17 protein-coding genes and 1 pseudogene are annotated in these 18,538 nt (G+C 71.5%); 11 read left to right on the top strand and 7 right to left on the bottom strand.

Annotation, left to right across the window (positions count from 1 at the left end; translation table 11 throughout):
- Window positions 1–186 precede the first annotated feature (186 nt).
- The gene (locus J7E88_RS18910) at window positions 187–1,476 is read left to right on the top strand and encodes an aldolase/citrate lyase family protein (protein WP_215182580.1); all 1,290 of its coding nucleotides are present in this window, start codon (window positions 187–189) and stop codon (window positions 1,474–1,476) included.
- A gap of 445 nt (window positions 1,477–1,921) precedes the next feature.
- A complete protein-coding gene (locus J7E88_RS18915) occupies window positions 1,922–2,650 on the top strand; it encodes a VOC family protein (protein WP_215182582.1) in 729 nt (242 codons plus the stop codon).
- Window positions 2,651–3,224: 574 nt separating this feature from the next.
- On the opposite strand, the gene J7E88_RS18920 is transcribed toward J7E88_RS18915, so the two are convergent.
- A complete protein-coding gene (locus J7E88_RS18920) occupies window positions 3,225–3,758 on the bottom strand; it encodes a hypothetical protein (RefSeq protein WP_251022867.1) in 534 nt (177 codons plus the stop codon).
- A gap of 87 nt (window positions 3,759–3,845) precedes the next feature.
- Between J7E88_RS18920 and J7E88_RS18925 the strand changes: the two genes are divergently transcribed.
- The 3 genes and pseudogenes from J7E88_RS18925 to J7E88_RS36000 all read left to right on the top strand — a co-directional run.
- Window positions 3,846–4,523 carry a TetR/AcrR family transcriptional regulator gene (locus J7E88_RS18925; protein WP_215182584.1) on the top strand — a complete coding sequence of 226 codons (678 nt, stop codon included), beginning with the start codon at window positions 3,846–3,848 and terminating at the stop codon, window positions 4,521–4,523.
- Entirely contained in the window at window positions 4,520–5,128 is a 609-nt protein-coding gene (locus J7E88_RS18930; RefSeq protein WP_215182586.1) for a DUF2867 domain-containing protein, read from the top strand. Before J7E88_RS18925 ends, J7E88_RS18930 begins: the two co-directional genes overlap by 4 nt.
- 84 nt (window positions 5,129–5,212) lie before the next feature.
- Window positions 5,213–5,408, top strand: a pseudogene (locus tag J7E88_RS36000) (serine/threonine protein kinase); the annotation flags it as partial.
- 116 nt (window positions 5,409–5,524) lie between these two features.
- On the opposite strand, the gene J7E88_RS18935 reads toward J7E88_RS36000, so the two are convergent.
- Window positions 5,525–6,505 (bottom strand): LacI family DNA-binding transcriptional regulator, encoded by a 981-nt coding sequence (locus J7E88_RS18935; RefSeq protein ID WP_215182588.1) that lies wholly within the window; start codon window positions 6,503–6,505, stop codon window positions 5,525–5,527.
- A 227-nt stretch (window positions 6,506–6,732) separates the two neighbouring features.
- Between J7E88_RS18935 and J7E88_RS18940 the strand changes: the two genes are divergently transcribed.
- Window positions 6,733–7,692: an ROK family protein gene (locus tag J7E88_RS18940; protein WP_215182590.1), complete on the top strand. Its 960-nt coding sequence runs from the start codon at window positions 6,733–6,735 to the stop codon at window positions 7,690–7,692.
- Between the two features lie 127 nt (window positions 7,693–7,819).
- On the opposite strand, the gene J7E88_RS18945 is transcribed toward J7E88_RS18940, so the two are convergent.
- Window positions 7,820–7,996, bottom strand: a complete 177-nt coding sequence (locus tag J7E88_RS18945) for a hypothetical protein (RefSeq protein ID WP_215182592.1) — start codon at window positions 7,994–7,996, stop codon at window positions 7,820–7,822.
- 165 nt (window positions 7,997–8,161) lie between these two features.
- On the opposite strand from J7E88_RS18945, the gene J7E88_RS18950 reads away from it, so the two are divergent.
- Window positions 8,162–9,196: an NUDIX hydrolase gene (locus J7E88_RS18950; RefSeq protein ID WP_215182594.1), complete on the top strand. Its 1,035-nt coding sequence runs from the start codon at window positions 8,162–8,164 to the stop codon at window positions 9,194–9,196.
- On the opposite strand, the gene J7E88_RS18955 is transcribed toward J7E88_RS18950, so the two are convergent.
- Both J7E88_RS18955 and J7E88_RS18960 read right to left on the bottom strand, forming a co-directional pair.
- Entirely contained in the window at window positions 9,170–9,877 is a 708-nt protein-coding gene (locus J7E88_RS18955; RefSeq protein WP_215182596.1) for an MBL fold metallo-hydrolase, read from the bottom strand. The genes J7E88_RS18950 and J7E88_RS18955 overlap by 27 nt on opposite strands.
- A 264-nt stretch (window positions 9,878–10,141) precedes the next feature.
- Window positions 10,142–11,506, bottom strand: coding sequence for a dipeptidase (locus tag J7E88_RS18960; protein ID WP_215182598.1), 1,365 nt, complete (start codon window positions 11,504–11,506; stop codon window positions 10,142–10,144).
- 110 nt (window positions 11,507–11,616) lie between these two features.
- Here J7E88_RS18960 and J7E88_RS18965 point away from each other — a divergent pair, with 110 nt between their 5' ends.
- Window positions 11,617–12,885 (top strand): geranylgeranyl reductase family protein, encoded by a 1,269-nt coding sequence (locus tag J7E88_RS18965; RefSeq protein ID WP_215182600.1) that lies wholly within the window; start codon window positions 11,617–11,619, stop codon window positions 12,883–12,885.
- A gap of 108 nt (window positions 12,886–12,993) precedes the next feature.
- Here J7E88_RS18965 and J7E88_RS18970 read toward each other — a convergent pair whose 3' ends face one another.
- Complete coding sequence (locus J7E88_RS18970) at window positions 12,994–13,449, bottom strand: nitroreductase family deazaflavin-dependent oxidoreductase (RefSeq protein WP_215182601.1); 456 nt, start codon at window positions 13,447–13,449, stop codon at window positions 12,994–12,996.
- A 161-nt stretch (window positions 13,450–13,610) separates the two neighbouring features.
- Between J7E88_RS18970 and J7E88_RS18975 the strand changes: the two genes are divergently transcribed.
- From J7E88_RS18975 to J7E88_RS18985, 3 genes are all read left to right on the top strand, one after another.
- Entirely contained in the window at window positions 13,611–14,489 is an 879-nt protein-coding gene (locus J7E88_RS18975; protein ID WP_251022868.1) for a TetR/AcrR family transcriptional regulator, read from the top strand.
- A gap of 425 nt (window positions 14,490–14,914) precedes the next feature.
- Window positions 14,915–16,144, top strand: a complete 1,230-nt coding sequence (locus J7E88_RS18980) for a sensor histidine kinase (RefSeq protein ID WP_215182603.1) — start codon at window positions 14,915–14,917, stop codon at window positions 16,142–16,144.
- Complete coding sequence (locus J7E88_RS18985) at window positions 16,141–16,806, top strand: response regulator transcription factor (protein ID WP_215182605.1); 666 nt, start codon at window positions 16,141–16,143, stop codon at window positions 16,804–16,806. The genes J7E88_RS18980 and J7E88_RS18985 overlap by 4 nt, the downstream gene beginning before the upstream one ends.
- Before the next feature lie 196 nt (window positions 16,807–17,002).
- On the opposite strand, the gene J7E88_RS18990 is transcribed toward J7E88_RS18985, so the two are convergent.
- Entirely contained in the window at window positions 17,003–18,487 is a 1,485-nt protein-coding gene (locus tag J7E88_RS18990) for an MFS transporter (RefSeq protein WP_215182607.1), read from the bottom strand.
- Between the last annotated feature and the right edge of the window lie 51 nt (window positions 18,488–18,538).

The raw sequence follows: 18,538 nt of genomic DNA on the forward strand, positions 1-18,538 counted from the left end.
GTCAAGTCCCGCAAGGGCTGACCGCACATCTTCCCGCCAGGGGCCGCACGGTGATCTTCACCGTGCGGCCCCTGCCGGTTGTGGCGGACCATTGACGCAGATCACGACCGCCCATTAGCTTCTTTCAACAGAATGTTGAATCCGTGAGGCGGGAAGCGCGGATACACGGTGTGCGGAGGGTGTGGGATGGGTCAGCAGGAGAAGGTGGCGACGAGCCTCGCCGGGGCGGTCAGCGAGGGCATCAGCGCCTCCCTGGCGACGGTGGACGCGGAGCTCGCGCGCCGGTACCCGGGAGACCCCGGCACCCGCCAACCCGTCCACACCGTCTACGTCCCCGGCAACGACTTCGCCGCCGACACCATCCGCTCCTGGGGCGACGCAGCCCTGGCCGCGCTCGACGAGCACGCCCCCGACCCCGCCACCCTGGCCCGCGTGCTCGGCCTCGCCGACGATCTCGCCGAGCCCGTCTACACGCGCGTTCGGGCCAAGCTGGAGCGCGAGCCGATCGAGGACCTGCGTGTCGACTTCGAGGACGGGTACGCGGGCCGCGACGAGGACGCCGACGCCGCCCGCGCCGCCTGGCTGATCTCCGAGTCGTACGCGAAGGGCACCGCGGCGCCGTACATGGGCATCCGCATGAAGTGCATGGAGGCCGCCGTGCGCGACCGGGGCATCCGCACCCTCGACGTCTTCCTCACCGGGCTGATGGAGGCAGGGGGCCTGCCCGGCGGACTCGTCCTCACTCTCCCCAAGGTCACCTACACCGAGCAGGTGTCCGCGATGGTCCGGCTCGTCGAGGAGTTCGAGAAGGCCCGTGGCCTGGAGGCCGGCCGCATCGGCTTCGAGATCCAGATCGAGACCAGCCAGTCCATCCTCGGCCCGGACGGCACCGCCACCGTCGCCCGTATGATCGACGCCGCCGAGGGCCGGGCCACCGGACTGCACTACGGCACCTTCGACTACAGCGCCTGCCTCGGCGTGAGTGCCGCCCACCAGGCCAGTGACCACCCCGCGGCCGACCACGCCAAGGCCGTCATGCAGGTCGCCGCCGCCGGCACCGGCGTACGCGTCTCCGACGGCTCCACCAACGTCCTGCCCGTCGGCCCCACCGAGAAGGTCCACGACGCCTGGCGCCTGCACTACGGCCTCACCCGCCGCGCCCTCGCCCGTGCGTACTACCAGGGCTGGGACATGCACCCCGGCCACCTCCCCACCCGCTACGCCGCCGTCTTCGCCTTCTACCGCGAGGGCTTCGAACAGGCCGCGGCGCGCCTCGCCGCCTACGCCACCCACGCCGGCGGCGACGTCATGGACGAGCCCGCCACCGCCAAGGCCCTCAGCTCCTACCTGCTGCGCGGCATCGACTGCGGTGCGCTCGACACCACGGAGGTCGCCCGGCTGACCGGCCTCACGCGGGCCGACCTCGACGGCTTCGCGGCGCCCCGGCGCGGGGAGCTGACGGCCGCGGCCGAGTAACGGTTGGCCCCGGCCCACTGCTGGCCCCTCGGGCCGAGAACCGGCTGATGATCAGCAGTGGTCCGGCGGCCCGCTTTCGACCTTGACGGCCACCGGAGTGGCGGTGAGCAGCCGGTACGGCGTTCACTGCCCAGGAAACAGCTAGTCAAATTTGCTCAGTGGGACGGATCGGCGTACGCTCCTCGGCATGGCTAGCCAAATTTGGCTAGCTGCTCGGAGGAGTTCGGTGAAGCCGGTACGGCTGCTGGTGCCGGGAGCATTGCGAAGGCGTGGATGCACGGCTATCGGGTCCGCGCGGATCCGGAGTCGTGCGGTGCACGCGAGGGTCCACCGCCACGTCGGCGGGTCACACGGAGCGCCATCGCCGGCGAGGGCCGCTCCTCCGCGCGGCCGGCCCAGTAGCGGCCCGCCGCCAGCACTCCGCTCCTTCCGAACGGAGCGACTCATGGCCAACGAGTTCACCGTGCCGCTTCTGCCCTGCCGGTCCATCGACGAGATCGTCGAGTTCTACACCATGCTGGGCTTCACCAAGGCCTACTACCAGGTCCGTCCCAACCCGTACGTGTCCCTGAAACGAGAAGACCTACAGCTGGACTTCTTCGGGATTCCCGGCTTCAAGGCCGAGAACTCCTACGGGACCTGCCTGGTCATCGTGCCCGACACCGGCGAACTCTTCGAGGCATTCGCCGCGGGCATGCGCGAGGTCCACGGCAAGCTCCTGGTCTCCGGGATTCCCCGGATGACCCGGCCCCGCAAGCGCAAGAACGCCGACAACCACTCCGGGTTCACCGTCATCGATCCCGGCGGGAACTGGATAAGGATCATGGCCGCCAAGTCCACGCCCGAGGAGACGTCAGCCTCCGGGAGACTCGCCACGACCCTTCAGCGCGCGGTCGTCATGGGCGACTCCCACGGCAAGCACGTACGAGCGGCCCAGATCCTGGACGCCGCACTGGAACGGGACAAGGGCACTGCGACGGCGGCCGAGCTCCTCGAAGCCCTTGCCTACCGTGCCGAACTCGCACTCCGGGCCGACGACACCGCCGCCGCCGGCGACGCCCTCACCCGGGCCCGCGCCCTCATCCTCTCCGAAACCGAGCACGGCCAACTCGCCGGGACCCTGGCCGGCCTCGAAGACCTGGAGGCCGTCCTCCGCCCATCCCGGCGCCCCTGACCCACACCCGGGACCGGTGCCGCGCGGCAGTACGGACGCAGTGCGAGGCACGCGCCGCGATGCCCCGGCCGGGCGGCCCGAGCCAAGCGCCCGAAAGCATGAATCCCGGCACTGAGCTGTCGTCAGGTTCCGTAGCCGAAAAGGAGCTTGGATCCCGCGCCCAGCATCGGTGTGGGCAAGCCCATGACGGTGAACCTGGCCGTGCTGTCGGACGGCTACTCGTCTCCCGCGCGCCCGGCGGACGAGTTCGGCTACACGCTGGGACCCCGGCCGGCGTCCGTGGTCCGTTCGGCCGGCCGGCATCTCGAACAGCGGCCGCGCCGGTCCGGGCGGAACCGGCGCGCGGGCGCTGGAGTTGTCCTTTGCCTCCAGGAGCTGGCCCTTGCCGGAGGTCCTGTGGGTGTGGAAGTCACAGCGGGCGCAAGCCATACGGTGCGGGCACTGCTGGAAGAAGGTGTAGGTGCAGTACCCGTCTGCGAGGTCGTAGTTACCGCCGGCGCTCGCCCGACGCGGCTGCTCCGTGGGTGACCGTCTCCCGATCGGCCTGGACCTCGATGGTGCGGACGTTGCGGGGCTATCGCCTCGGGCTCGGCTGCTGGGGTCTGTGCGCGTCGCGCAACAGGTCAGGCGCCAGTTGGCGGTGCTTCTTGGCCAGCGGCAGCCAGATGTGTGATGCCACGGGGCGGTCGTAGCGGACGAACGTGGCGAGGGAGACGTGTTCGTCATCGGCCCGGACGACGAGGTGGCCGGTCATGAACCAGGAACGTGCCTCCAGCCTGATCCAGTCATCTCCGCGGTCCGCGACCTGCCATCCGGCCACCCGGTGCGGTGACGCCGTGAGCCGCAGGCCGAGAAGTGCGCGCCAGATGAACTGCCCCGCGCGGCCCGCCACGTCTTCGAACATGATCCTGGCCCACTGCTCGGGTGACCTGCCTGGAACCCCGCCGGTCATGGTGAAGACGTCGACGTAGCTGGGGTCGGTCATGGTGCTGAGGGCGCGGATCTGCTCGGGAACCGGCTGCTGTCGGCGGACGGCCGGCACGGAGGCCACCGCCTCCTTCGAGCCAACCCGGTGTACGCCACGGCCTGTTTCTGGTTCGACGTTCATACGCCCTCCCCTTGTGGTCGGTCTGTGGAGCGGCACAGCATCCGGATGTTAACCTACATGCATGTATGTATGTGAGGTGAGGTGACTATGGCGGGGAAGCCGGAGGGCGTTCGCCGGGCGCAGGCGGACCGACGGGCCCGGACCAGGAGTGCTCTGCTGGAGGCCGCGGCGCGGGGCCTGTCCAAGTACGGGTACGCCAATCTGGTGCTGGAGCGCGTGGCCGGCGAGGCGGGTTATACGCGCGGCGCCCTGTATCACCTGTTCGCCAACAAGGAAGACCTGGCGCTGGCGGTGGTGAAGTGGGTGGAGGAGACGTGGGAGGCCGAGGTGGGCCGTCTCGTCGCCGCGGAAGCCGACCCTGTCGACGCGCTGATGGCGCTGGCCCGGGGGCATGCCGTCTACTGCCGCCGCGACGTGGCCAGCGTCATGATGACCCTGAGGGTCGAGTTCGCCGGTCAGGACCATCCAGTCGGCCGGGCGATCACGGACATCGTCGACCGGCTCGAAGCCGACTGCGCCGGTCTGATCGCGGCCGGACGCAGCAGCGGCGCGATCCCGCCCGGGCCGCCGCCTGCCGAGACGGCATCGGCCTATCTCGGCATCGTGGAGGCGGTCGGGATCCAGCTCGCCGGCCACGCTCCCTACGACGTCGAACTCGCCGACAGGGCCGTCCGAGGCGTGCTCGGCCTGCCGCCCGTCTCGGCCGATCCCCCGAGCGTTGGAGCTTCCGCTCGCGCACACACGGCTACGGAGGTCCACGAATGAAGTTGCCGAACACCGCCCACACGTCGCGTCCCTGGCGAATCCACGAGGTCACCCCCGGCTTCAAGGTCGAGGATGTGTGGGCGCTGCCGACGCCGGGCGGTCCCGACGAGTTCCCCCGGCTGGTGTCGAGCATGGTCTCGGACTCGGAGTCGGGCACCTTTCCTGAGGGTGCCCCCCTGGTGGTCCGTTTCCTTTGGGCGGCCCGTTGGAGGATCGGAGCACTGTTCGGGTGGGACGGCGGGGACGCTGGTGTCGGCTCCCGGGTTACCTCGCTCAGGGACCGGCTGCCGAGCGATCTGCATGCGGCACCACGGGGCCCGGACTTCAATGACGTCCCCTTCAGGTCGCTGTACCTGCTTACGGACGAGTGGGCGTCGGAGATGGCCAACCGGACCGTGCACACCGTCATGCACATGAGCTGGGTTCCCGACGGATCCGGCGGCTACCGCGGCCAGATGGCGGTCCTGGTCAAGCCGAACGGACGGCTCGGAGCCGCCTACATGACCGCCATCAAGCCGTTCCGGTCCCTGATCGTGACTCCGGCACTCATGAGAAGCATCGAACGCGGCTGGAGGGCGAGCGCGGACGGCGCGACCAAGGCTTAGCTGTGCGTTTTCGGCAGGGCGGCACGTCGTACGTCATGACACACGACACCCCAATGCGGGATCTCCGGCACTGACCCCCGAGGACCCGGCGACGGCTCCACCACTCATCTCACGCGCGGCGGCGAACTCGTCGGGTCCCTCGACCACTTGGCGCCCGAGGGGCCCTGGGAACGATCCGGGCCCGGCCTCCGACGTATGGGCGCTCGGCGCGACGTTGTACGCCGCGGTCGAAAGGGCGTTGCCCTTCCGCCGTACGTCCCCGCGGTCCGCGCTCACCGCGAACGCGGGGCGGCACCACGGGCCCGACGGCGGCATGACCGGCGGCTCGCGGACCGGGATCGGACCGGGATCGGGCCGGGATCGGGCCGGCGGGGTTCTCGCCCGAGCGGCGCGGGATCAGGCCGGCGGGGGGATCTCGCCGGAGCCGCGTGGAATCAACACCGTGTCCAGCGTGACCTGCGTCGGTTCCTCGTTCACTCCGTCCAGCCTGCGGAACAGCCGCTCCGCAGCCGTGCGGCCCAGCGTGGCCGAGTCCTGGGCTATGACCGTGATGCCGAGCAGATCGGCGAGCTCGATGTCGTCGAACCCGACCAGCGCGACCGGCTCCTCGTGTCCGGCGAGGAACCGCACCACGGTCACCGTCACCCGGTTGTTGCCCGCGAAGATCGCGGTGACCGGCTCTGGCGCAGTGAGCATCGCCGCCACCGCGTCCCGGACCCGCTCCGGCGCCGTGGAGCCCAGCGAGACCCAGGAATCGTCGATCTCCAGACCGGCGTCCTCCATCGCCGCGCGATAGCCGCGCAGTCGCTCGACCGCGGTGTGGATGCGCGGCTGGTCGCCGAGGAAGGCGATACGCCGGTGGCCGTGCGCTATCAGATGCGCCACGCCCGCGCGTGCTCCGCCGAAGCTGTCGGACATCACCGTGTCCGCCTCGATCCGCCCTGCCGGACGGTCGACGAACACCGTGGCCACGCCCGCCTTGATCTCCGGCTCCAGGTAGCGGTGGTCGTCACCGGCCGGGATCACGATCAGCCCGTCCACCCGGCGCGCGCACAGCGCGAGCACCAACTCCTGCTCGCGATCGGGGTCCTCGGCGCTGGAACCGTTGATCAGCAGGGCGCCGTGTGACCTGGCGACCTCCTCGACGGCACGGCTGAGCGGCCCGTAGAAGGGGTCGGCAAGGTCCTCCAGCACCAGCCCGATGGACGCGGTCCTGCCCTTCCTGAGCACCCGCGCACTGTCGTTGCGGCGGAACCCGAGGGACTCGATGGCCTCCTGCACCCGCCGCTCGGTGTCGGGCGTGACGCCCGGCTCGCCGTTGACCACCCGCGAGACGGTCTTGAGGCCCACCCCGGCGCGCGCCGCGACGTCCTTCATCGTCGGCCGATTTCCGTAGCGCGGCTCAGGGCCTCGGGGACTCACCGGCGACTGCGGGGGACGGGTCGTATCGGCCACGGTGAGCTTTCTGTCCGAGGGCAGGCGGTCGCGTTCGATGGTATGGGATGGTGTGGCGTCGGGCATAGGGCCTGGACAACGTTGTCAGAGAAATGGAGACTGTTGTCGAATCCGCAGGTCCGACAGTCTCCCCGGGGGATCCCACACCGATGCATACCAGCCTCGTCGCCGCTCTCGACATCGGCGGCACCAAGATCGCCGGCGCGCTGGTGGACGGGGGTGGCGCCCTTCTGCTGCGAACGCAGCGGCCCACACCGGCCCGCGAGAGCGGCGACACGGTGATGCACACGGTCGAGAGCGTCCTCGCCGACCTGACGGCGTCGCCGTTGTGGGCGGGCGTGCGGGCGGTCGGCATCGGCAGCGCGGGCCCCGTGGACCGCTCGACCGGCACGGTCAGCCCGGTCAACGTCCCCGGCTGGCGCGACTTCCCGCTCGTCGAGCGGGTCTCCCGGGCCGTCGGTGGACTGCCCGTGGAGCTCGTCGGCGACGGCGTCGCGATGACGGCCGCCGAGCACTGGCTCGGCGCGGCCCGGGGCCACGACAACGCGCTCTGCATGGTCGTCTCGACAGGGGTCGGCGGCGGCCTGGTACTGAACGGCCGCCTCCATGCGGGCCCCACGGGCAACGCCGGGCACATCGGCCACATCAGCGTCGATCTCGACGGCGACGCCTGCCCGTGCGGTGCGCGCGGCTGCATCGAGCGGATCGCCAGCGGTCCCAACATCGCCCGCCGCGCCGTGGAGAACGGCTGGCGCCCCGGCTCCGACGGTGACGCCTCGGCCGCCGCGGTGGCCGAGGCCGCACGCGCGGGCGATCCGGTCGCGACCGCCTCGTTCGCCCGCGCGGCCCAGGCCCTCGCCGCGGGGATCGCCGCGACCGCGACCCTGGTCGAGATCGACGTCGCCGTGATCGGCGGTGGCGTGGCGGGAGCGGGTGACGTGCTCTTCGCGCCCCTGCGCCGTGCGCTGCGCGACTACGCCACGCTGTCGTTCGTGCAGCGCCTGACGGTGGTGCCCGCGCGGATGGGCCCGGACGCGGGCCTGGTCGGCGCGGCCGCGGCGGCGACGCTCGGGCGGGGCGAGACTCCGGTGGCGGCGGCCCGCGCCTGACGGTCGCCGTGTCCGGCGGGTGGCGGACCGGTCCGTGAGCTCGGCTCGCCCGGGGTGGGCCGGGCCGTGCGGGAGCCGGTCACGGCAGCCGACCCACCCGGGGCACCCGGGAGCGCCCCGGGCGCGCTCACCAGGCGTGCTCCGTCTGCTGCTGCGGGACGACCACCAGGAACGCGTCCGACTCCAGGTCCATCACCACCTCCGCGGCCAGCCCCTCGTCCCGGCGGTGCCGGGCGTACTCCTCGGCGTGCCAGCTGCCCCGCGGGTCACCCGCGGGGAACTTCTCCAACACCGTGCGGCGCATCGCGCATCCCCTCGTCTCTTCCGCTCCAACGACGGCCCCCGGCAGGTGTCACGGGCAACAGCCCGGCCACAGTTGCGTCCCCGATCGGCCAACCCGTTCCGGCCGGGGGTTTCCGTGGCAGGCTGATGCGGGCAAGCCACTGTGGGCAACGGAAGAGGGGGACCCGTGATCGTCTGGATCAACGGTGCGTTCGGAGCGGGCAAGACGAGTGCCGCACGCGAACTGATCGATCTGATCCCCAACAGCACCCTGTTCGACCCCGAGCTCGTCGGCGCCGGTCTGCGATACGTGCTCCCGCAGAAGCGGCTCGACGACGTCGGGGATTTCCAGGACCTCCCCATCTGGCGGCGGCTCGTCGTGGACACCGCGGCCGCACTCCTCGCCGAGCTGGGCGGGGTGCTGGTGGTGCCGATGACCCTGCTGCGGCAGGAGTACCGCGACGAGGTGTTCGGCGGGCTCGCCGCCCGGCGCATCCCCGTGCGCCATGTGCTGCTGTGCCCGGACGAAACGATCCTGCGCACCCGGATAGCGGGCCGCGAAGCGCCCGACGCCCCCGACGGCGACCAGCGCGTCAGGCAGTGGGCGTACGACCACATCGAGCCCTATCGCGCCGCACTCGGCTGGATCACCGCCGACGCGCACGTCATCGACACCAGCCGCATCGACCCGCAGGAGACGGCGCGTCGGATCGCCTCCGCCGTACGCACCGGCGCGGCGGCTGCCTGCGACATCGTCCAGACACCCGAACCCACCGCCGAGACCGTCGCCGCGGGTGTCCTCCTCTTCGACGACGAGAACCGGGTGCTGCTCGTCGACCCGACCTACAAACCGGGCTGGGAGTTCCCCGGCGGAATCGTCGAGAGAGGCGAGCCACCCGCGCGCGCGGGAATGCGGGAGGTCGCCGAGGAACTAGGCATCGAGCTGCCCGACGTCCCACGGCTCCTCGTCGTCGACTGGGAGGCGCCGCGCCCGCCTCGCTTCGGCGGGCTGCGGCTGCTGTTCGACGGGGGCCGGCTGCCCGACGGCGGCGCGGAACGCATACGCCTGCCCGGACCGGAGCTGCGCGGCTGGCGGTTCGTGGGCGAACAGGAGGCCGCCCGACTGCTGCCGCCCACGCGCTACGAACGGCTGCGCTGGGCCCTGCGCGCCCGTGAACGAGGCACCGTGCTCAACCTAGAAGCCGGCACCCCCGTCGGCTGACACCTCCGCCGCGTCCAGCAGCACCGCGGCGGCATGCTCGGTCAGCGGGTCGCCGTGGCCGAAGCAGACCGTCGACGGCGCGAGCGAGGCCAGCCGGCGCATCGACACCTGCGCCGTGGCCCGGTCCACATTGAACACGCCGAGCATCACGTGACCGACGCCCGCCACACAGTCGCCCGTGAACAGCACACCGTGATACGGCAGATGGATGCCGATCGAGCCGTCGGTGTGGCCGGGAGAGTGGATCACCCGGGCACCGCCGCCGAAGTCCAGCACCTCGCCGTCCTCCAGCTCCCGGTCCACCCGGGTCGGCGGCGCGGGCGGCACCGTGAGCCCGTGCTCGTACAGCGGGACCTCCCAGTCCAGCAGCACGGGCTCGGGCACGGGCGCCTCGCCCCGTACGACCGGTGCGTCGAGGCGGTGCGCCAGCACCTCTGCCCCGTATCGCTCGGCCAGCTCTCCGGCGGCGCCGACGTGGTCGCGGTGACAGTGCGTCAGAACGATCCGGCGGATGGCGGCCGGGTCGAGCCCGGCGCCCCGTATCGCCTCCTCGATCAGTGGCGCGGCGTCCCGATGGCCGGCGTCGACGAGCGTCAACTCGTCGCCGTCGCGCCACAGATAGGCCTGGCCGATCGGGAAGCGGAACATGTGCAGCTGCGGCAGTACCTGAAGGAAGTCCATGCGGCGAACGTAGGCACCGACGTACGCTCGCCGCCCCGGACTTCGCTGGCGGCGATCTTCGCCGAGCGCTGAACGGCCCCGCGACGCGAAACGGCCCCGCGACACCGATCGGCCCCGCGACGCCGAACGGCCCTCGCGCCGAGCCGCCCTGCGCTGAACGGACCTTGCACTGAAGGGGCCTGACGGCCCCTGTGCCGAATCGCTGCGCCAAGTCATCACGCGACGAGCGGCCCGGTCCTGAGCCGCCCCGTGCCCGTCAGGTGGTCAAGCCTTCTTGGACGCCGCGTAGTTCACCAGGAACATCGCCTCCGCGACCGACAGCCGCTCCAGCTCCTCGGGGGAGACGCTCTCGTTCACCGCGTGGATCTGCGCCTCCGGCTCACTGAGCCCGATCAGCAGGATCTCAGCCCTCGGGTACAGCGCGGCGAGCGTGTTGCACAGCGGGATGGAACCGCCCATCCCGGAGGCCTGCATCTCCTCGCCGGGGTACGCCGCGCGCATCGCCTCGGCCATCGAGGTGTACGCGGGGCTGGTGACGTCCGCCTGGAACGGCTGGCCCTGGCCCACCTGTTCCAGCGTCACGCGCGCGTTCCACGGGGTGTGCTTCTCGATGTGCGCGAACAGCAGCTTCGTCGCCTCGGCGGCGTCCTGACCGGGCGGCACCCGCAGGCTGATCTGCGCCCGCGCGCTCGCCGGGATCGACGGGGTGGCCCCCGCCACCGGGTGGCAGTCGATACCGATCACGGTGACGGCGGGACGCGCCCAGATCCGGTCCGCGACCGTGCCGTTGCCGGGCAGGCCCACACCGTCGAGGACCTTCGCGTCCTTGCGGAACTCCTCCTCGGGGTACTGCAGGCCCTCCCACTCGGCCTGTGCCGGAAGGCCGTCGATGACCGTCGAACCGTCCTCCGCGCGCAGCGAGTCCAGTACGCGGATCAGCGCGGCGAGCGCGTCGGGCGCGGCCCCGCCGAACTGGCCCGAGTGCAGGTTCCCTTCGAGGGTGTCGACCTGGACGCGGATCATGGTCATGCCGCGCAGCGTCGCCGTCACCGTCGGCAGACCCACCCGGAAGTTGCCGGTGTCGCCGATCACGATCGCGTCGGCCGTCAGCAGGTCGGGGTGCTCCTCGGCGTAGCGCTCGAGGCCGCCCGTGCCCTGCTCCTCCGAACCCTCGACGATCACCTTGACCGAGACCGGGACGCCGCCGTTCGCCTTCAGGGCGCGCAGCGCGAGCAGGTGCATGATGAAGCCGCCCTTGCAGTCGGCCGCACCCCGCCCGTACCAGCGGCCGTTGCGTTCGGTCAGCTCGAAGGGCGGGCTCACCCAGGCGGCCTCGTCCAGCTTCGGCTGCACGTCGTAGTGCGCGTACAGCAGCACGGTCGGCGCGCCCTCGGGGCCGGGGAGCAGTCCGTACACCGACTGCGAGCCGTCCGGGGTGTCGAGGAGCGCGACGTCCGCGAACCCCTCGGCCTGCAGTGCGTCCGCCACCCAATTGGCCGCCGCCTCGCACTCGCTGCGGGGCGCCACCGCCTCGTCCGCCACCGACTGGAAGGCCACCAGCTCCGTGAGCTCCGCCTTGGCGCGGGGCATCAGCGAGGCGACGGTCCCGGCGATCGGATCCGCGGTCATGGGCACGCTCCTTGTGGGTGCGACGTTGTGCGATGTGTGTACGGCAAATGTGTGGTCGATCCTCCCACAGGGGGTGGGACGGGTCTGCGCCGTAGGATGCCGTCGAGAGCATGGGCCATGGGTCGGATCGGGAGCAGAAGTACATCGTGAGCAGCGAGAACGATGCCACCGGAGCAGAGGCGGCAAATGAGCTCGGCGACGGTCCCGCGTGGGACGTCGTCGTGGTCGGCGCAGGACCCGCCGGGGCTTCGGCGGCGTACGCGGCGGCTGTCAGCGGCCGCAGGGTCCTGCTTCTGGAGAAGGCCGACCTGCCGCGCTACAAGACCTGCGGCGGTGGCATCATCGGCCCCTCGCGCGACAGTCTGCCGCCCGGCTTCGAGCTGCCCCTGCGCGACAAGGTGCACGCGGTCACGTTCTCGCTGAACGGGAAGCTGGCCCGCACCCGCCGGTCCAAGCGGATGCTCTTCGGGCTGATCAACCGCCCGGAGTTCGACGCCGGCCTGGTCGAGCAGGCGGAGAAGGCCGGCGTGGTGGTGCGCACCGGCGTCACGGTATCCCGAGTGGAGCAGCACGGTCCCGCCGTCCCCGACCGGCGCACGGTCGCCGTCGTGCTGTCGGACGGCGAGACGCTGCTGGCACGCGCGGTCGTCGGCGCCGACGGCAGCGCCAGCCGGATAGGCGCTCATGTCGGTGTGAAGCTCGACCAGGTGGACCTCGGCCTGGAGGCGGAGATCCCGGTGCCGGACACGGTCGCCGAGGACTGGGCCGGCCGGGTGCTCATCGACTGGGGCCCGATGCCCGGCAGTTACGGCTGGGTGTTCCCCAAGGGCCGGACGCTGACGGTCGGCGTGATCTCGGCGCGCGGCGAGGGCGCGGCGACCAAGCGGTATCTGGAGGACTTCATCGCCCGGCTGGGACTGGCGGGCTTCGAGCCCGCCATCTCCTCGGGTCATCTGACGCGCTGCCGCAGCGACGACTCGCCGCTGTCGCGCGGCCGGGTCCTGGTGTGCGGGGACGCGGCGGGTCTGCTGGAGCCGTGGACCCGGGAGGGGATCTCGTTCGCGCTGCGATCGGGACGGCTCGCGGGGGAGTGGGCGGTACGGATCGCCGAGGCGCACGACGCCGTGGACGCCCGCAGGCAGGCGCTGAACTACGCCTTCGCCATCAAGGCGGGGCTGGGCGTGGAGATGGCGGTCGGCCGGCGGATGCTCGCCGTCTTCGCACGCCGGCCCGGACTGCTGCACGCGGCGATCACCGGGTTCCGGCCCGCGTGGACGGCTTTCACGGACATCACGCGCGGGGCGACGACGCTGGCCGGCCTGGTGCGCAGCCACTCCCTGGCGCGGCGCGCGCTGGACATGCTGGACAAGCGCGCCTAGGCCTGGCCGGCCGCTGCCGCGGGGTGCGTGTCACCAGGTGCGTGTCATCGGGCGTCAGCGGCGCGGGTGTCATCGGGCGGACGTCATCGGGCGTCAGCGGCGCGGGTGTCATCGGGCGATGGTGATGCGGAAGACGGGGTGCTTGTGGGCTGCGGCGAGCAGCTCCTCGTCCGTGGAGTCGGCGTCGATGTCGCCGAAAAAGCGTCCGACCTCCCAGCCCCAGCGCTTGAGATAGGAGCGCAGCAGGGCCGGCTTCTCCTCGTCGGGCAGTTCCACGGCGGTGAAGTGCTGTGTCCTGCGACCGACCCGGAGGCGTCCGCCGCCCGCCGCCCGGAGGTTGCGCACCCACTGCGAGTGGCCGCGGGCGGAGATCAGGAACGGGCCGCCCTCGTACGGAAGCGGGTTGACCGGGATACGCCGCCACTCGCCGGTGGAGCGCCCCCGCACGGCGAGCTCAGCGGTGCCCATGAGGCTGATACCGCGGCGGGCGAGCCATCCGACGAAGTCGTTGACGATCGTGTCGAACCAGTTGGGCCTCATGTAGTGCACCGGGTTCTGCGGCATGGTCGTCTCGCCTTCTGTCCTGTCCGGACATCTTCGAGAGCGGTGCTCTCGCTTAAGAGCAGTGTGCACGGGGTGTAGCTCCTAAGCAAGAGCAGTGCTCTCTATTCTGGCAGGTGCTCTCATTGTTGGTCAGTGCTCCGGAGCGTGACAGAATGTCTCGCATGGCGACTGTTCGAGGGGCCAGGGAACGGGCCCGCACCGAAATCACCGCGGCGATCAAGGAGGAGGCGCGCAGACAGCTTGCCGCTGAGGGCGCGGCGAAACTCTCCCTGCGCGCCGTCGCGCGCGAGGTGGGCATGGTGTCCTCCGCGCTCTACCGCTATTTCCCGAGCCGGGACGACCTGCTGACCGCGCTCATCGTCGACGCCTACGACGCGGTGGGCGCCGCCGCCGAGACCGCCGCGCGTGCCGAAGCCGCCTGGAGCACCGCGCGTGCCGAGGCCGCCGCGCCGCGAGCCGTTGCGCCCAAGGCGGTCGGCCGTGGTGATGCCGCGCCGGGAGCCGTCGGCCGTGCTGACTCGGTGCCCCCCGGGCGGCAGTTCGCGCGCTGGATCGCGGTCTGCTGTGGCGTGCGGGCATGGGCCCTCGCGCATCCCCACGAGTACGCACTGATCTACGGTTCCCCTGTTCCCGGCTACACCGCGCCCCGGGACACGGTCGCCCCCGCCTCTCGGGTCGGCGCCGTGTTCATCTCGATCGCCCGTGAAGCCCATCGCACGGAGGGCCTGGCCGTTCCACCGCTCGGTGACGCACTGCGCACCGAGGCCGACCGCATCGCCGCAGACATCGCCCCTGATCTGCCGCCGTCCGTGGCCGCCGCGCTCGTCGCCGCCTGGGCGCAGCTCTTCGGGCTGATCTCGTTCGAGGTCTTCGGGCAGTTCGAGCGGGTCGTCGGGGACCGCGATGTCTTCTTCGCGCACGCCGCGGGCCGGCTCGCCGCGGAGGTCGGGCTGCGCCCACCGCACGCCGGGGCTGCGTCGCGCGGGCCGCGCGCCGGTCTGGCCGCCGGTGCGCCGGCGGACAGCAGCGCGGGGTCCTGACGCACCACCCGCTCGTGCAGGGCGCGCTGCGCAGGCCCGGTCCGCGCCCATCACCTCCGGGATCCGGCGCCGCGACTCCTCGTAGGCGATCGGAGTGCGTCCGCCGAGCGGCCGCTGCGCTGCAGGGCCGGCAGCAGCGGCCACACCAGCGACTCCCGAAGGGCTCGGCGCACCGGTTCGCTCACCCAGTCGCCTGAGCGCCCGGTGCGATCTCGCCCTCGATCAGGGATCAGGGATTCGGGGTTCGGGGTTCGGGGTTCGGGAACCAGCATCCGTTTCTCCGCCCACGGTTGCGCCGCCCGCACCGCCCGCTTCGGTCTCGCCGATGCCCCCAATGCCGCCCGGCCCCGTACTGCACAGGGAGTACGTGTGACCGCCATGCCGGGGTGACGCCCCGCGCCCCGCACCGGTCTAGCGTGGCCGGTATGGAGCAGCAGCGCACGCGCAGGTGCGGTGGTCCGCCCTGGGCACGGGGCGGACCACCGCTGATGCGTCAGTGGGAGGAACGACGGGAACAGATCCGTGTCCCCTGGATGTCCACCATGGCGCTGGCCGTCGTCGTCATGGTCGGTACGGGCTTCGCCGCCGAAGGCCAGCCGGAGCGCGAGCCGCTCGACGCCTTCGCACGGGTCCTTCTCCTCCTCGGACCCGCGCTGCTCCTGCTGCGCAGCCGCTACCCGGTCATCGCCCTCTTCGGCGCGTGCGCGACCGCGTTCGTCTACTTCGCGGCCGGCTATCCCTACGGACCGGTCTTCCTCACCATCGCCGTCGGCTGCTTCGCCGCGATCGTCACCGGACACCGGCGCGCCGCCTGGTGGGCCATCGGTCTGCTGTGGGCGGGCCATCTGCTCATCGCGCACTGGCTCTACCGCTACCTGCCGCCGGGCGGCGACGATGCCGCTCCCTGGGGCCAGGAGGTGTTCGTCACCGCGTGGGTGATGGCCGTCGTCGCCGCGTCCGAACTCGTGCGTGTGCGGCGCGAGGTGTGGGCCCGGGAGCGCGCCGAGCGCGCGGCCGCCGAGAAGCGCCGCGCCGACGAGGAGCGGCTGCGCATCGCCCGTGAACTCCACGACGTCCTCGCCCACTCCATCTCCGTCATCAATGTGCAGGCGGGTGTGGGCCTCGCCCTCCTCGACACCGACCCCGAACAGGCCCGGACGGCCCTCACCACGATCAAGGCGGCCAGCAAGGAGGCTCTGGGTGAGGTGCGCCAGGTGCTGGACACTCTGCGCACCCCCGGCGACGCCCCGCGCGCGCCCGCCCCGGGTCTCGCGCGCCTGCCCGAACTCGTCGAGCAGGCGGCGAGCACCGGACTCACCGTGGACGTCGAGACGACGGGCAGCGTGCCCGCCCTGTCACCGGGCACCGACCTCGCCGCGTTCCGGATCGTCCAGGAAGCGCTGACGAACGTCGTACGGCACTCGGGTTCGCGCACCGCTCGGGTGCGTATCGCGTACGCCGCGGGCCGGCTGGATCTCCGGGTCGACGACGACGGACCGGCCACCGGGAGCGATGCCGGAGGCAGCGGCAACGGACTGGCCGGGATGCGGGAGCGCGCCGCCGCCCTCGGTGGCACCATCGACGCGGGTCCCCGGCCGGACGGCGGCTTCCGGGTCCGCGCCGAACTTCCTGCGCAGCTCAAGGAGACGATGTGATCCGCGTACTGCTCGCCGACGACCAGATGCTGGTGCGGGCCGGTTTCCGGGCGCTGCTCGACGCCCAGAGGGACATCGAGGTCGCGGGGGAGGCCTCGGACGGCGAGGAGGCCGTGCGCCTGGTGGAGGAACTGCGCCCGGACATCGTGCTGATGGACATCCGCATGCCGGTGCTCGACGGGCTGACCGCCACGCGAAGGGTCACCGGTGACGAGCGCCTGAAGGACGTCAAGGTCGTCATGCTCACCACCTTCGAGCTGGACGAGTACGTCTTCGAGGCGATCCGCTCCGGTGCGTCGGGCTTCCTGGTGAAGGACACGGAACCGGAGGAACTGCTGCGCGCCGTACGGGCGGTGGTGGAGGGTGACGCCCTGTTGTCGCCGGGTGTGACCCGCAGGCTGATCGCGGAGTTCGCGGCCCGCTCCAAGGCGCCCGCCAAGGCCGAGGGGCTCGACGGGCTCACGGAACGCGAGCGTGAGGTGATGGCGCTGGTCGGCATCGGCCTGTCCAACGAGGAGATCGCCCGCCGTCTCGTCGTCAGTCCGCTCACCGCCAAGACGCATGTGAGCCGCACGATGGTCAAGCTCGGCGCGCGTGACCGGGCCCAACTGGTGGTCCTCGCCTACGAATCCGGCCTCGTGCGCCCCGGCTGGCTCGGCTGACCGGGCGTGTGTTGCGAGGCCACCGGCTTGCCTGGCCTGGCGTGTGTTGCGAGGTCGCCGGACCGGTCTGACCCGGGGTGTGTTGCGAGGCCGCCGACTTGTCTGACCCGGCATGTGGTGAGGCGGCCGACCGGCAAGTGATGCGGCGGCCGGCGGGCTGGTGCCCGCCGGCCGCGTTCCCCCGGAACGGGGGCCGTCAGTCGGCGACCTTCACCCGCTCATGCTCCGCCGCCGGTACGGACCGTGCGACGAGGACCGACTCGCCGACGGCGGCGCGCCGCGCACGCAGACCGGTGAGCGTGATCAGCAGCCCGACGGCCGCGATCACGGTGACGACCACCAGACCCGGCCGGAAGCTGTCCAGCACCTCCTGTGGGGACCGGCCGCTCTCGCCGCCCGCGGTGATGACGGCGGTGACGACGGCCAGGAACAGGGCGCCGCCCACCTGGATCGAGGTGTTCAGCAGGCCGGAGACCATGCCCTGCTCGTGGTCCTCGACACCGCTGGTGGCCTGGATGTTGAGCGAAGGGAAGGCCAGTGCGCAGGCCGCGCCGATCAGCAGCATCGACGGCAGGATCACCGCGGCGTACGTCGGCGTCAGGTCGACCTGGAGGAACAGCGCGTACGCGACGACCAGCAGCGCGAAACCGGTGGCGATCACCCGGGGCGTGCCGAAGCGGTCGACGACCGAGCCGATCTTCGTCGCGGACAGCGCCACCAGCGCGCCCGCGGGCAGGAACGCGAGGGCGGTCTGCAGGGCCGACCAGCCGAGCAGCGACTGCATGTACTGCGTGACCAGGAACTGGAAGCCCACGTAGGAGCCGAAGAAGAACGCCGCGCCGAGGTTCGCCCGGACCTGGTTGCCCGAGCGCAGTACGCCGAGCCGGATCAACGGGTGCGAGCTGCGGCGCTCGATGGTGACGAAGGCGGCCAGCAGGACGGCGGTGGCGGTGAAGGAGAGCAGTGTCTGCGCCGAGGCCCAGCCCACTTCTGGGGCCTGGACGACGGTGAAGACGAGCAGCAGCATCGCGAGCGTGCCGGTGACGGCACCGGGCAGGTCGTAGCCCTTGCCCGCGTCCTCGCGGCTGCTGCGCGGGATCAGCTTGATGCCGAGGAGGAACGCGATCAGGGCAATGGGCGCGGGCAGCAGCATGGTCAGCCGCCAGCTCACCTCGGTCAGCAGTCCGGAGAGCACGAGGCCCATGGAGAAGCCGGTGGCGGCGCAGGTGGTGTAGATGGACAGCGCGCGGTTGCGCTGGGGTCCTTCCTTGAAGGTCGTGGTGATGATCGACAGGCCGGCCGGTGCTGTGAAGGCGGCGCTGAGGCCCTTGATGAAGCGGCTGGCGATCAGCAGGGGGCCGGAGTCGACTAGGCCGCCGAGCAGGGAGGCGAGCGCGAAGACGGCCAGGGCGATGAGGAAGACACGGCGGCGGCCGAGGAGGTCGGCGGCGCGGCCGCCGAGGAGCAGCAGCCCGCCGTAACCGAGGATGTAGCCGCTGACGATCCATTGCAGGGTCGAGGTGGACAGTTCGAGATCGGTGGCGATCGAGGGCAGGGCGACGCCGACCATCGAGACATCGAGGGCGTCGAGGAACATCGCGGCGCAGAGCACGAGCAGGGTGCCCCACAGCCGCGGGCTCCAGCGGTCCTGCGATGCGGGGACGTCGATCGGAGAGGTCATGCGGAGGACACTACATGCACATGCATTGACTGCAAGTGCATTTAATTCCCG

This window comes from Streptomyces sp. ISL-10, assembly GCF_018614575.1.
Taxonomy (GTDB): Bacteria; Actinomycetota; Actinomycetes; order Streptomycetales; family Streptomycetaceae; genus Streptomyces.

What these genes read in the sequence shown, in the direction of transcription:
- J7E88_RS18990 (WP_215182607.1), bottom strand. Translation starts at nt 18,487, where the DNA reads ATGACCTCTCCGATCGACGTCCCCGCATCGCAGGACCGCTGGAGCCCG.
- J7E88_RS18940 (WP_215182590.1), top strand. Translation starts at nt 6,733, where the DNA reads ATGCATACCAGCCTCGTCGCCGCTCTCGACATCGGCGGCACCAAGATC.
- J7E88_RS18980 (WP_215182603.1), top strand. Translation starts at nt 14,915, where the DNA reads ATGGAGCAGCAGCGCACGCGCAGGTGCGGTGGTCCGCCCTGGGCACGG.
- J7E88_RS18915 (WP_215182582.1), top strand. Translation starts at nt 1,922, where the DNA reads ATGGCCAACGAGTTCACCGTGCCGCTTCTGCCCTGCCGGTCCATCGAC.
- J7E88_RS18925 (WP_215182584.1), top strand. Translation starts at nt 3,846, where the DNA reads ATGGCGGGGAAGCCGGAGGGCGTTCGCCGGGCGCAGGCGGACCGACGG.
- J7E88_RS18945 (WP_215182592.1), bottom strand. Translation starts at nt 7,996, where the DNA reads ATGCGCCGCACGGTGTTGGAGAAGTTCCCCGCGGGTGACCCGCGGGGC.
- J7E88_RS18965 (WP_215182600.1), top strand. Translation starts at nt 11,617, where the DNA reads ATGGGCCATGGGTCGGATCGGGAGCAGAAGTACATCGTGAGCAGCGAG.
- J7E88_RS18960 (WP_215182598.1), bottom strand. Translation starts at nt 11,506, where the DNA reads ATGACCGCGGATCCGATCGCCGGGACCGTCGCCTCGCTGATGCCCCGC.
- J7E88_RS18920 (WP_251022867.1), bottom strand. Translation starts at nt 3,758, where the DNA reads ATGAACGTCGAACCAGAAACAGGCCGTGGCGTACACCGGGTTGGCTCG.
- J7E88_RS18935 (WP_215182588.1), bottom strand. Translation starts at nt 6,505, where the DNA reads ATGAAGGACGTCGCGGCGCGCGCCGGGGTGGGCCTCAAGACCGTCTCG.
- J7E88_RS18970 (WP_215182601.1), bottom strand. Translation starts at nt 13,449, where the DNA reads ATGCCGCAGAACCCGGTGCACTACATGAGGCCCAACTGGTTCGACACG.
- J7E88_RS18930 (WP_215182586.1), top strand. Translation starts at nt 4,520, where the DNA reads ATGAAGTTGCCGAACACCGCCCACACGTCGCGTCCCTGGCGAATCCAC.
- J7E88_RS18955 (WP_215182596.1), bottom strand. Translation starts at nt 9,877, where the DNA reads ATGGACTTCCTTCAGGTACTGCCGCAGCTGCACATGTTCCGCTTCCCG.
- J7E88_RS18910 (WP_215182580.1), top strand. Translation starts at nt 187, where the DNA reads ATGGGTCAGCAGGAGAAGGTGGCGACGAGCCTCGCCGGGGCGGTCAGC.
- J7E88_RS18975 (WP_251022868.1), top strand. Translation starts at nt 13,611, where the DNA reads ATGGCGACTGTTCGAGGGGCCAGGGAACGGGCCCGCACCGAAATCACC.